The organism is Kitasatospora sp. NPDC087271 (genome assembly GCF_044744605.1).
Taxonomy (GTDB): Bacteria; Actinomycetota; Actinomycetes; order Streptomycetales; family Streptomycetaceae; genus Kitasatospora.
The window spans coordinates 92,466-105,286 of sequence record NZ_JBIUYQ010000005.1 but is presented as its reverse complement, the minus strand read 5'-3'; the positions used below and the strand labels follow the sequence as shown (position 1 = coordinate 105,286).

At 72.8% G+C, this 12,821-nt stretch carries 6 protein-coding genes; 1 reads left to right on the top strand and 5 read right to left on the bottom strand.

The window, feature by feature from the left end; translation table 11 throughout:
- Nucleotides 1–242: 242 nt before the first annotated feature.
- From ACIO9K_RS11050 to ACIO9K_RS11035, 4 genes are all read right to left on the bottom strand, one after another.
- Nucleotides 243–1,505 (bottom strand): cytochrome P450, encoded by a 1,263-nt coding sequence (locus tag ACIO9K_RS11050; protein ID WP_400328535.1) that lies wholly within the window; start codon nucleotides 1,503–1,505, stop codon nucleotides 243–245.
- A 4-nt stretch (nucleotides 1,506–1,509) separates the two neighbouring features.
- Entirely contained in the window at nucleotides 1,510–2,568 is a 1,059-nt protein-coding gene (locus tag ACIO9K_RS11045; RefSeq protein WP_400328532.1) for a cytochrome P450, read from the bottom strand.
- 133 nt (nucleotides 2,569–2,701) lie between these two features.
- Nucleotides 2,702–2,782, bottom strand: a complete 81-nt coding sequence (locus tag ACIO9K_RS11040; protein ID WP_224285092.1) for a tryptorubin family RiPP precursor — start codon at nucleotides 2,780–2,782, stop codon at nucleotides 2,702–2,704.
- Nucleotides 2,783–2,994: 212 nt separating this feature from the next.
- A complete protein-coding gene (locus tag ACIO9K_RS11035; protein ID WP_363588660.1) occupies nucleotides 2,995–3,615 on the bottom strand; it encodes a TetR/AcrR family transcriptional regulator in 621 nt (206 codons plus the stop codon).
- A gap of 87 nt (nucleotides 3,616–3,702) precedes the next feature.
- Here ACIO9K_RS11035 and ACIO9K_RS11030 point away from each other — a divergent pair, with 87 nt between their 5' ends.
- Nucleotides 3,703–5,196, top strand: a complete 1,494-nt coding sequence (locus ACIO9K_RS11030) for an MFS transporter (protein WP_400328529.1) — start codon at nucleotides 3,703–3,705, stop codon at nucleotides 5,194–5,196.
- Between the two features lie 217 nt (nucleotides 5,197–5,413).
- Here the strand turns inward: ACIO9K_RS11030 and ACIO9K_RS11025 are convergent, their stop codons facing one another.
- Entirely contained in the window at nucleotides 5,414–12,802 is a 7,389-nt protein-coding gene (locus tag ACIO9K_RS11025; protein ID WP_400328526.1) for a thioester reductase domain-containing protein, read from the bottom strand.
- Nucleotides 12,803–12,821: the final 19 nt, after the last annotated feature.

Below are 12,821 nucleotides of genomic sequence, written 5' to 3'. Positions count from 1 at the left end.
GGCCTTGGGGTAGTTGGCCCCGGGCATGGGGAAGGTCGTAGAGCTTCAGCGCCGCCGCAGTGAGGCCTGGAAGTCGGCGCGTGGGAGCACGGCTATCAGGGGGAGTTGCCACTTACCGCGGTGGAGACCGTTCTGGTGTGTGGAGTTGGTCCTCGACGGGGTGCGTCGGATGGGCGGGCCCGGACCGAGCAGGTGATGTGCTCGGCCCCCACCGGCGCTGGGCGGGTGGGGGCCTGCCGGCGTCAGTGCAGCAGTAGCCGCAGGCTGAGCAGCCCGCGGTGCCTCGGGTTGTCCTGCCACTGCGCGGTCTCGGCCGGTTCGGCCAGGCGCAGGGCGGGGAAGCGGCGCAGCAGTTCGGTGAACGCTACCTCGGCCTGGAGGCGGCCGAGTTGTGCGCCGAGGCAGTGGTGGATGCCGTGGCCGAACGCGAGGTGTCGGGTGGCGTCCGGGCGGGTGATGTCGAAGCGGTCGGGGTCGGTGAAGACGGCCGGGTCGCGGTTGGCGGCGAGCAGGGCGATCTGGACGAACTCGCCGGCCGGGATCGTGGTGCCCGCGATGGTCACCGGCTCGGTCGTGCGGCGCAGCGAGGCGATGCTGAACGGGCTCTCGTAGCGCAGGACTTCCTCGATCGCGCCGGGAAGCAGTGCCGGATCCGCGCGCAGAGCCGCGAGTTGCTCGGGGTGGCTGAGCAGCGCGTGGATGCCGTTCGCGATCAGGTTGACGGTGGTCTGGTGGCCGGCGATGGCGAGCAGGAACGCCATCGAGGTGATCTCGGCCTCGGTCAGCCGGTCGCCGTCCGCCTGGGCGGCGAGCAGTTCGGAGATCAGGTCGTCGCCCGGGTGGGTGCGCTTGTGGTCGACCAGGGCGCGCAGGTAGTCCGCCATGCCTTCGGCGGTCTCCACCGAGACTTCGCCGTCCGCTCCGCCGTCCGCCTTGCCGCCGTCCTCCGGGGCGGCATCGACCGCGTTGCCCCGCACTTGGAGGTTCTCCCGTTCGGCCTGCGGCGCGCCGAACAGCTCGAAGACCACCGCGAGTGGCAGCGGCAGCGCGAACTCGCTGATCAGCTCGATCGAGTCGGGGCCGTCCAGTTGGTCCAGCAGTGCGCCGACGTGGCGCTCGACCATCGGTCGCAGGGTTGCCACCTGCCGCGCGGTGTAAGCCTGTTGGACCAGCTTGCGCAGTCGGGTGTGCTCCGGGGGGTCGGAGTTGAGCATGTGCGACATCAGGTCGCGGCCCGGGCCGCCCTCGGAGTTCCCGATGTGTCGGGCGAACGCCTCGGTGACGGCCTTCTTGCTCAGCCGGGGGTCGGTGAGGGCGGCCCGGCACTCGGCGTGGCCGGTGACGACCCAGCCTTCGAGCCCGGCCGCGCCGCCGAACCGGACCTTGCGGGCGCCGCCCTCGGTGCGCCAGCGGCGGTACGCGGCGTGCGGGTCGGCGTAGAACTGGCCGTCGGCGAGCTCCGGTTCGGCGGCGCTGTGTTCGGTGGCGCTGTGTTCGGCGTGCATGTGATCAGTGTGTATCGCGTGGCTTCAGGACGCGGACCTCGCTGACGCCGAGCAGGCCGAGCAGCGGCACCTTGGCGGTCCGCTGCTCGGGGTCGACGACCAGGCCGGCCGTACGGATCTGGTCCAGCAGCAGCTCGGCGAGCGGCATCACCATGTGCCGGCCCCAGCAGCGTTCGGAGGAGTGCCCGAACGGCAGGTAGCCGGGAGTGCTGTCGGGGTCGAGGTGGTCCCAGCGCTCCGGGCGGAACTCGTGCGGGTCCTCCCACAGGGCCGGGTCGCGGTGCGAGAGCAGTGGCAGGACGAGGACGTCGTCGCCCGCGCCGATCCGCGGGTCGATCGCGGGGTACTCGGGCGAGGCGCGGCGCAGGATGTTCCAGGACGGCGGCAGCAGGCGCAGCGACTCGAAGATGATGTTCCGGTTCGGCATGCTGTCGTCGAACGGCGCGCCGAGCCAGAGCGCGTTCGCGACCAGGGTGGAGATGGTGAAGCAGACCGGTGCGGCGGCTCGGCGGTACATGCCGAGCGCGTACCGTCGGTCCTGGTAGTTGGCGGCCTTCGCGGTGAGCTTGCCGAGTTCGGTGAGGTCGTCGCCGGGCTTGGGCCTGCCGGGCAGTGCGGCGCCGGCCGAGATCACCAACCAGGTAAGCAGGGGCGTCAGTTCGAGGTTGCGGCTCATCAGGATCCGCAGCCGGCGCGGGTCCCGGCCGAGGATGAGGTCGCGCAGGAAGAGGTGTCCGGTGAGCGGCCACGGGCCGGACAGGTCGATGTTCGGCGGCAGCGGGGCCTTCAGTGCCTCGCGCACGTCGCTGCCGATCGTCCGCGTCACCGAGGACGCCTCGGTGCGGGTGATCGAACGTCCGTGCAGCGGTTTGAAGGTGGGCCGTTCGATCTCGGTGGCGCGCCGGGCGGCGAGGATCCGGTCGGTGAGCTCGGGCCCGGCGACCCCGATCGTGTCGGGTTCGAGCCGGACGGCGTCCTTGCCCAGATGGTCCCTGAGCAGGGCCTCAAGTCGGGGGGAGAGCACGGTGGTTCGCGAACGGGCGGAGGCGGGGGAGAGTGCCATGTGATGTCTCCGAGACTTTGCCGGGACCGGTCTCCGCCCCCGCCCCGGGCCCGATCTCCCGGCGGAGGCCGCGAGGGGGGCAGGGGCGGGGGCGGATCAGCTGTTCAGGTACCGGAGGTACCGATCAGCCGGCTTAGTACCAGATGTACCAAGCGCTGGCCTTCAGGCTCTTCTTGGCGAAGGACGCGTCACGGATGGCGAACAGGATCTTCATCTTTGGGTCTCCCTTTCGTTACCAGGTGGCTGAGCGAACGTAAGCCGACTCTGCAGTCGCCCTACAGACGTAGACACGCAGCCGGCTCCCCATCGGGTTCACTGTCGGGGGAGGTTCTTGTCGAGAGGCTCGGGGAGGTGGGGGGATTTGCCAGCGGATTTCCTGATTCGCCCCCCGGCTTTCCTGGTTCGCCCCCCCGGCGGCTGGCGGTGTCAGTCGCCGGAGCAGTCCGCGCACCGTCGCGGGCGCAGTCCGTCGAGGATGATGCCCAGGTAGCGGCGCCAGTCGGTGACCCCGGCCTGCACGACGTGGCAGAGGCCGATGTAGAGCGGTGACACGTCCGCGACGGTCAGGTCCTCTCGCACCGAACCCTCGGCCTGGGCGCGCTTGAGCACCTTGTCGGTGAGTTCGTTGAGTTCGGCGATCGCCGCTGCGTCGAACGTGCTGCCGCCGACCATCGCGGTGACCGTCTCCGCGTAGCCCCGGTCCTGTTCCTGCATGGTTCCGCAGAACTCCAGGGAGCGGGCGAGGCCGTGCCAGGGGTCGGGGTCGGGGAGCACCTCGTTCCTGAGGAAGTCCAGGGTCTGCTGGAACCGGTGCTCCACGATCGCTTCCGCCAGCGATTCCTTGGTCGGGAAGTGGCGGTACACCGTCCCGACGCCCACCCCGGCCCGGCGGGCGATGTCGCCCATCTGTGCGTCCCGCCCGGACTCGGAGAAGGCGGCTCGGGCGGCGTCGAGCACCTTGAGCCGGTTGCGGGCGGCGTCGGAGCGCAGCTTGCCGCCGGTGGGTGTGCTGGAACGGGAAGGGGGAGGGGAAGGGGTGTTTGACAAGGGGAACCGCGCCTCCGTATCGTCGCCATCCGGAACCGTGAGTCCGATTCCGGTTACCACTTTAACCCACAGGAGCGTATCCCTCCCATGGCCGTGCCTCCCACTTCCTCCTTATCGACCTCGACCTCGACCTCGACCTCCTCCCCGGATCCTCTCCGCTGGAAGGCGCTCGTCGTCCTGGCCGTCGCCCAGTTGACGGTGGTGCTCGACGCCTCGATCGTGAACGTCGCGCTGCCCTCGATCCAGCGGGACCTGCACTTCGCCGACTCCGACGTCCAGTGGATCGTCAACGCCTACGCACTCGCCTTCGGCGGCTTCCTGCTGCTCGGCGGCCGGACCGCCGATCTGCTCGGACGGCGGCGGGTGTTCATGACCGGACTCGGCCTGTTCGCCGCCACGTCGCTGCTCGGCGGTCTCGCACCGACCGCGGGCCTGCTGATCGCCGCGCGGGTGGGGCAGGGCCTCGGCGCCGCGATCATCGCGCCGGCCGCCCTGTCCATCGTCACCACGACCTTCACCGAAGGCGCCGAACGCAACAAGGCCCTCGGCATCTGGGGCGCGCTCGCCGGAGCGGGCGGTGCCATCGGCGTGCTGCTCGGCGGTGTGCTCACCCAGTGGGCGGGCTGGGAGTGGGTGATGTTCGTCAACGTGCCGATCTGCGTCGTGGCCGCCGTCCTCACGCCGGGGTTCGTCCGCGAGAGCCGCGGCCACGAGCGCACGGGCATCGACTTCGCCGGTGCCGCACTGGTCACCGGCGGTCTCAGCGTGCTGGTCTACGCGCTCGTGGACGCCGAGCGGGCGGGCTGGGGCTCGGCCAGGACCATCGGGCTGCTGGGCCTCGCGGCCGTCCTGCTGCTGGTCTTCGCCCTGGTCGAACTGCGCCTCGTCAAGCACCCGGTGATGCCGTTGCGGATCTTCCGCAACCGCAACCTCTCCAGCGCCAACGCGGTGTCCCTGCTGGTGGGCGCCGCGCTGCTGTCGATGTTCTTCTTCATCTCCCTCTACCTCCAGCAGGTGCTCGGCTTCTCCGCGCTGGAGGCCGGACTGTCCTATCTGCCCTTCTCGGTGGCGAGCATCGTCGCCGCCGGTGCGGCCTCGCAGCTGGTGACCAAGGTCGGGCCCAGGCCCGTCCTCGCCTGCGGTCTGGCGCTCACCGCGGTGGGACTCCTGCTGTTCACCCGCATCCCCGCCGACGGCACGTTCGCCGGGGACGTGCTCCTGCCCTCGGTGGTCGCGGCACTCGGACTCGGGTTCTCGTTCGTGCCCGTGACCATCGTCGCCGTCTCCGGTGTGACACCGCAGGAGTCGGGTCTCGCCTCCGGCCTCATCAACACCACCCAGCAGATCGGCGGCGCGCTCGGCCTCGCCGTGCTCTCCTCGGTGGCCAACGCCCGTATCAGGGAGCTCCTTGAGGGCAAGCAGGCCGGTGGCCCGGCCACGGCCGACGCGATGACGGAGGGCTTCCGGCTCGCGTTCGCCGTCGGGGCGGGCTTCGCCCTGCTCGGCGTGCTCATCACCCTGCTGGCCGTACCCAGGGGCGAGCGCTCCGTGCGCGACGACGTGCCGGTCACTCCGGTCTGACGAACGGCGGCTTCCGGACGCGCGACCGAACAACGGCGACCGAACAACGGCGACCGAACGGCGGCCTCCGGACGGCGGCTTCCGGACGCGCGAAGGCGCTCACCCTGCCCTCGACGGCTACGGGGTGAGCGCCCTCGCGTGCTCCCTGTACGACGGTGCGTGGCGGTGCGTGGCGGTACGCGGCGGTGTACGGCGGTGCCTCGGTAGGGACGGTGCCTCAGTAGGACAGCCCCGGGCAGTACACCCCCTGCTGCGGCGCCGTGTACGAGCCGCGCACCACCAGCGTCTCCAGCCGCTCCAGGGCGATGCCCCGGGTGCGGAACGCCCAGCTCAGGGTCTCGGGCAGCAGCCGGCCCGGGATCCGCAGCCGGGGCGGTGCGCCGTCGGGGAGGGCCCGGCGCATCAGCTCGCCGGCGCCCGTGTACAGCGCCCGTGCCGCGGCCTCCGAGGCCGCCGTCAGATGGCCCAGGTCGGACAGGCCCGTGGTGTAGCCGGCGAGCGTGCCGCTCGACCGGTCCACGACCACGTACGGCTGCGACCAGCCGAAGGCCCGCTTGGCCGCCATGTGGATCTCTCCGTCCCGCGCATGGCCGTTGACCGAGCGGTACAGCTCCTGGCACGCGGGCACGTCGTCCTCGGTCATCGCGCGCACCGTGAAGCCCGCCATGTTCGCCGGGGTGGGCGGTGCGTACCCGGCGACCAGGGACAGCTGCTCGTACGGGACGAAGCCGAGCGAGGAGTAGAGCCGGTACGCGCCCAGGTTGTTGGTCACCTGGACGGCCCGGACCGAGTCCCGGTCGTGCCGGGCGGCCGCGCCGATCACCTCGTCCATCAGCAGCCGGCCCACACCGCCGCCCTGCGCGCCGGGCGCGACGCTGAGCGGGCCGAAGGCGGCGACGGACTCGCCCAGGACCAGGAAGTTGGAGCCCGTCACGGAGCCCGCGCCGTCGACCGCCACGTAGGCGAGGCAGCCCGGGGCCGCGAGCCGGTCCCGGAACATCTCCGTCACCTCGTCCACCGACGACCACTCCGGAGCGAGACCGAGCGAGGCGTTCAGGGCGTTGAAGGCCTCGAAGCAGATGCCCGCCATCGCCGGAAGGTCCTCCCGCGCCGCCTTGCGGACCCGGAAGGCCTGTGCACCGCCGTCCACGGCGTCGCCGCCGGGAAGGTCGCCGGCGCCCGGTTCGGGGAAGTAGCTGGCGCCCGGCTCGGGGAAGCGGCCGACGCCCGGTTCGGGGAAGTAGCCGACGCGGACGAAGAACCCGACGTACTTCTCGAAGAGTTCACGCGTCATCGGCGGGCAGTCGACGCCGGTACCGGCCAGCAGCTCCCGGGTCTGCGAGGTGTCGACGGACAGGTAGTGGTTGCGTCCGCTGTAGATGGTCGATTCGAAGGCGTCGATCATCGGGACCATCGCGTTGTCGCGGTCGGCGCGGATGCGCCGCACCCAGGCGTCCCAGCGGAGTTCGTCCAGGTGGTAGCCGAGGGAGCGGAGGGATTCCGTCATCGCGGAGAACGGGAGGTGCGTCCCGTTGGCGAGGTGGTGGTTGCGGCCCGCCGCCCGGTCGTCGCGGGACAGCCGCAGGATCGCCGCGCTGACGTGGTCGACCGGCACCAGGTGGAAGATGCCGGCGGGATCCTGCGGTACGGCGCCGGCCTGCACGATGCCCTTCATGCTCAGCCAGACGAAGTCGTGGGTCTGGCAGAAGCCGCGCTCCGAGTCGCCGGAGATCTCGTCCACCCGGTAGACCGAGACCGGCAGCCCCCGCCCCCTGGCGAGTTCGATGATCTGCTCCGCCACCAGTTTCGTCTGCCGGTAGCCGGACGACAGCGCCTCGGCGGGGCCCGGCGGATCGGTCACCTGGAGGGCCTGCCCGGGAACTGCCTCCGCGGCGAACACGCCGGTGGACGAGACGTGGTGGACGGGCACGGTGCGGTGCCGTGCGGCCAGGCGCAGGATCTCCGCGGTGCCCGTGACGTTCGCGTCCTTCAACGCCGAGTACGGGTAGAGGCCGTTGACGGTCGCGGCGGCGTGGTAGACGCTGTCCACGCTGCGGGCGAGGGCGTCGAAGCGTTCGGGGGCCAGCCCCAGCAGCGGCCGGGCGAGATCGCCGACGACCACGGACAACCGGTCCGGGTCGATGCCGTCCCAGAACTCGTACCACTCCAGGTTCTCGCGCAGCCGCGCCCACGCGTCCGCCTCGTCGGCCCCGCGGACCAGGCAGTGCACGGTCGCACGGGTCGTCCGCAGCAGGTCGCGCAGCAGGTACGCGCCCAGGAACCCGGTCGCACCGGTGAGGAGCACCTCCCGCGGGTCGTCCGCGACCCGGATCACCTCGTCGGCGGGGGAGACGTCCGCCGCCAGGACGACCTCGGCGGCGAAGTCCACCGCGTCCTCGTCGACGCCCGGCGTGGCGGACACCGCGGCCAGCACCTTCGCGAGCAGGTGGTCGGCGAGCACCGCCGGGGTCGGGTGCTCGAAGACGAGCGTCGGGCGCAGGCTCACCCCGCAGAAGTCGCTGAACTGGTTGCGCATCTCCACGGCCATGAGGGAGTCGACGCCGAGTTCGAGGAACGGCACGTCGGGGTCGATGGCGTCCGCGCTGTCATGGCCGAGCACCGCCGCGATCCGGGTGGCGATCCGGTCGATCATGTGGAGCAGCTGCTTCTCCTCGTCCAGTCCGGCGAGCACGCCGGCCAGGCGGGCGGCGACCTCCGGGCGCTCACCCGGCTTGAGCACCCGCCCGGACGGGGCCGTCTTCTCGGCGGTCTCCCCGGCGGTCTCCCCAGCCGCCTCCCCGGCCGTATCCGCGGCCGCCGACTCCACGGCCACGGTCGGTACCGGTGACGCGGCGGGGGCGGCGAGTGCGGGCAGCCAGTAACGCTTGCGCTGGAAGGCGTAGGTCGGCAGCGTGACGTGGCGGGCGGCGGTGCCGTCGAAGAACGCCGCCCAGTCGACCGGGACGCCGGCGGTGTGGAGCGCGGCGGCAACACCGACGGCGGTCGCGGCACCGGGCCGGTCACGCCGGGAAACCGGCAGCGCACGGTGGCCGCCCGTGCGGCCACCCCCGTCACCCCCGTCACCCCTGTCGGCGTCGTCGGCGATCTGACGCACCAGGGCCGTCAGGGACGCGTCCGGGCCCAGTTCGACGAAGGTGTCGGTGCCCCGCTCCCGCAGGGTCCCCACCGCGGCGGCGAACCGGACGGCCGAGCGCAGCTGCCCGGTCCAGTACGCGGGTGTCAGCAGTTCCGCACCGGCGAGGTCGCCGGTGACCGTCGAGACGATCGGCACGTCCGGCGCACGGTAGGTGATGGTCCGGGCCACGGCCTCGAACTCCTCCAGCGCCGCGTCCATCCGGGGCGAATGGAAAGCGTGACTCACCGTCAGGCGCTTGGTCCTGCCGCCCCGTTCGGACACCGCCCGGGCGGCCTCCGCCACGGCGTCCTCGTCGCCCGAGACCACGACGGACCGGGGCGCGTTCACGGCGGCGATCGCCAGCCGGGACTCCCGGCCGACGAGCAGCGGCAGGACCTCGTCCTCCGTGGCCTCCAGCGCGATCATGGCACCGCCTTCGGGCAGCGCCTGCATCAGCTCGCCCCGGGCGGTGACCAGCCTGGCCGCGTCCGCCGGCGAGAACACCCCGGCGACGTGCGCGGCGGCCAGCTCGCCGAGGGAGTGGCCGGCGAGCGTGTCGGGACGCACCCCCCAGGACCGCAGCAGCGCGAACTGCGCGACCTCCAGTGCGAACAGGGCGGGTTGGGCGATACCGGTGCGATGGATGCGCCCGTCGTCCGCCGCGTCGCCGGCGCTGAGGAGCAACTGCCGTACCTGCGGCGCCAGATGGTCGCACACCGCGTCCAGCGCTTCGGCGAACACCGGGAACGCCTCGTACAGTTCACGGGCCATGCCGGCCCACTGGGAGCCCTGGCCCGTGAAGAGGAACGCCGTGGTCCGGGCGGCACCGGCGTGATCCGTGGTCAGCCCGGCCGCGGGCTCGCCCTCCGCGAGCGCGCGGAGGGCGCGCAGCAGGCCCTCCGCGCTGTCCGCCCCGTCCGCGCCGCGACCGAGGTCCGCGACGACGGCGGCCCGGTGTTCGAGCCCGGCCCGGGACAGTGCCAGGGTGCGCCCCACGTCCACGGCATCCCGCCCGGGCGCCGCGCGCAGGAACGACTCCAGCCGGCGGGCCTGGTCGCGCAGCGCGGCCGGGGACTTCGCGGACAGCAGCCACGGTACGGCGGTGAGCGCCCGGACCGGGGCCGGGGTCCCCTCGGCCGAGGGGGAGTGCGGCGCCTCCTCCAGGACGACATGGGCGTTGGTGCCGCTGATGGCGAAGGAGGACACCCCGGCGCGCCGGGGCCGTCCGTCGGCCGCCGTCCACGGCCGCGCCTCGTCGAGCAGCCGTACGTTCCCCGACGACCAGTCGACGTGCGGTGACGGCCGGTCCACGTGCAGGGTCGCCGGGAGTACGGCGTGCCGCATCGCCTCCACCAGCTTGATGACACCGGCCATGCCCGCGGCGGCCTGGGTGTGGGCGATGTTGGACTTCACCGAGCCGATCCACAGCGGCCGTTGAGGGTCCCGGCCGCGCCCGTACGCGGCGAGGATCGCCTCGGCCTCGATCGGGTCGCCGAGCGTGGTCCCCGTGCCGTGGGCCTCGACCAGGTCGACCTCGTGCGCGGCCACCCGGGCGTTGGCGAGCGCCCGGCGGATCACCCGCTGCTGCGCCCTGCCGTTGGGCGCGGTGAGCCCGTTGGACGCGCCGTCCTGGTTCACGGCGCTGCCCCGGATCACGGCGAGCACCCGGTGGCCCGCCCGCTGCGCGTCCGAGAGCCGTTCGAGCAGCAGCACCCCCGCGCCCTCGCCGAAGGCGGTGCCGTCCGCCGCGCCGGCGAAGGCCTTCACCCGGCCGTCCGGGGCGAGGCCCCGGTGCCTGCTGAAGGTGATCATGTCGTCCGGGGTGGACATCACCGTGACCCCGCCCGCGAGCGCGAGCCGCGACTCACCGGAGCGCAGGGAGCCGCAGGCCAGGTGGAGGGCCACCAGGGACGCGGAGCAGGCCGTGTCGACGGTGACGGCGGGGCCGTGCAGACCGAGGGTGTAGGCCACCCGGCCGGACATCACGCTGCCCGAGGTGGCGAAGCCGAGATGGCCCTCGAACTCGGACCCGGGCGCGGCGAGCGTGCTGTACGTCTGTCCCTTGGTGCCGACGAAGACGCCGGTCTCCGAGCCGGCCAGGCCGGTCGGATCGAGGCCCGCCCGTTCGAAGACCTCCCACGCGACCTCCAGCATCAGCCGCTGCTGCGGGTCCATCGCGGTCGCCTCGCGCGGGGCTATGCCGAAGAATCCGGCGTCGAACGCGGACGGGTCGGCCAGGAAGCCGCCGCGCGCGACGTAGCTGGTGCCGTGGTGGTCGGGGTCGGGGTCGAACAGGGTGTCCAGCGCCCAGCCCCGGTCGGCGGGGAAGTCCGAGGTGGCGTCCCGGCCTGCGGCGACGAGGTCCCACAGCTGCTCGGGCGACTCCACCCCGCCCGGGAAGCGGCAGGCCATGCCGATGATGGCGATCGGCTCGGCGCCGTCCGGGTCGGGCCCCGCGGGGGCCGTGCGCTCGGCCGGGAACGCTTCGGCGGCCGTGCGGGTGCCCGTCGGTGCCGTCAGCTCCGACGGTTCTGTCGGCTCCGACGGCTCCGTCAGCTCGGAGAGCAGCCGGTCCGCGAAGGCGGCGGGCGTCGGGTGGTCGAACACGGCGGTCGCCGGGAGCCGCAGCCCGACCAGCGCGCACAGTTGCCGCCCGACCGCCACGACGGCGAGGGAGCCGAGGCCGAGGTCCACGAACGGCCTTGTGGGCGTGACCCGTTCGGCTTCGACGCCGAGCGCGAGCGCCACCTCGGCGCGGACCAGGTCCAGCACCGTCCGGGCCCGCTCGGCCGCCGTGAGCGCCGCGAGACGGCCCGCCCACTCGCCCCGGTCGGGTTCGGCCCCGCGCTCCCCGTGCTCCCCGGGCGCGCCGGTGGACGCCGTACCGAGCAACCGGGCATCCGCGTCCGCCAGCAGATGCCGGGTGACCTTCCCGGACGCGGTGCGCGGAACGCGCTCGACGGCGTACACCTTCTCCGGCACCTTGAAGAAGGACAGCCGCGTCCGGCAGTGCTCGAACAGCGCCTGGACGTCGACGCCTTCGGGACCGGGCACCACGTACGCGACGGGCACCTCGCCGAGCACCTCGTGGGGCTCCCCGCCCACCGCCGCGTCGGCCACGCCCGGCGCCGTGCGCACCACGTCCTCGATCTCCACGGGGTGGATGTTCTCGCCGCCCCGGATGATCAGCTCCTTGAGACGGCCGGTCAGGGTCACCTGCCCGAGGGCGTCCCGGCGGGCCAGATCGCCCGTGCGGTACCAGCCGTCCCGCAGCACCTCCGCCGTGGCGTCGGGCTGCCCGTGGTAGCCCAGCATCAGGTTGGGGCCGCTGACCCAGACCTCGCCCTGCTCGCCGTCGGGCACCTCGGCACCGGAACCGCCGTCCACCAGGCGGATGTCCACCCCCGGAACGGGCGGCCCGGCCGCCCCGGCGACCCGGTCGCCCGTCGGCCGGTTCGAGGTGATCGCGCCGGTCTCGGTCGATCCGTACTGGTCCACCAGCGGGACCCCGAACGCCTCCTCGAAACGGCTGCCGAGGGAGGCGCCGCCGGCCGAACCGGCGACGAACCCCAGCCGCAGCGAAGGCAGCCGGGTGTGCTCCTGGCGGGCGCGGTCCAGCAGGTAGTGGTACGTCGTCGGTACCCCGGCGAGGAAGGTCACCCCGTCGTCGCGCAGGGCGTCCAGCACCTCGGAAGGGGCGAAGCCGCTCATCAGCCGGGCGCCGGCGCCCACGGCCACGACCGCCATGACGCACAGGTTCTGGCCCAGGCCGTGGAACAGCGGCATCGGCCACAGCAGCCGGTCGTCCTGCGTCATCCCGAGCACACCCACGTGGCAGGCCTCCACCAGCCACAGCGAGCTGCGCAGGGAGTAGAGCACCCCCTTGGGACGGCCGGTGGTGCCCGAGGTGTAGAGCATCCAGGCCGGAGCGTCGAGCGGGTTCTCCTCGGGCACCGGCCCGTCGTACGGGGTGGCCGCGAGCGTCTCGTACGCGGTGACGTCGTACCCGGCGGTGTCCGCGGTGTCGGAAGCGGCGGCGCCGGGGGAGTCGCCGGTGAGCACGATCGAGGGCCGGGACGGGCCGGACGCGGCCACCGCGCGCAGCAGCACGTCGAGCCGTGCCGGGTCGCACAGCACCACCGACGCCCCGGAGTCCCGCAGGAAGTGGACCAGTTCGGCCTCGGACGCCTGCGGATTCAGCGGCACGGTGATGCCGCCCGCCCGGATGACGGCGAGGCAGCTCTCCACCATCTCCACGCTGTTGCCCATGAGGACGGCGGCGCGGCCGTCCTTCTCCAGTCCCAGCGCGGCAAGCCGGCCGGCGAGCCGAGAGGTCCGCAGATCCAGTTCCCGGTAGCCGACGCCCCGCCGGGCGTCGGTGAAGGCCACCTTGTCCCCGATCCGGGCGGCGTGTCCGCCGAGCAGTTCGGACAGCGGACGGATCAGCGAAGGGGTCGTGTCAGGAGCCATGTCATCGCACCTCTCGGCT

What these genes read in the sequence shown, in the direction of transcription:
- ACIO9K_RS11050 (WP_400328535.1), bottom strand. Translation starts at nt 1,505, where the DNA reads ATGCACGCCGAACACAGCGCCACCGAACACAGCGCCGCCGAACCGGAG.
- ACIO9K_RS11045 (WP_400328532.1), bottom strand. Translation starts at nt 2,568, where the DNA reads ATGGCACTCTCCCCCGCCTCCGCCCGTTCGCGAACCACCGTGCTCTCC.
- ACIO9K_RS11040 (WP_224285092.1), bottom strand. Translation starts at nt 2,782, where the DNA reads ATGAAGATCCTGTTCGCCATCCGTGACGCGTCCTTCGCCAAGAAGAGC.
- ACIO9K_RS11030 (WP_400328529.1), top strand. Translation starts at nt 3,703, where the DNA reads ATGGCCGTGCCTCCCACTTCCTCCTTATCGACCTCGACCTCGACCTCG.
- ACIO9K_RS11025 (WP_400328526.1), bottom strand. Translation starts at nt 12,802, where the DNA reads ATGGCTCCTGACACGACCCCTTCGCTGATCCGTCCGCTGTCCGAACTG.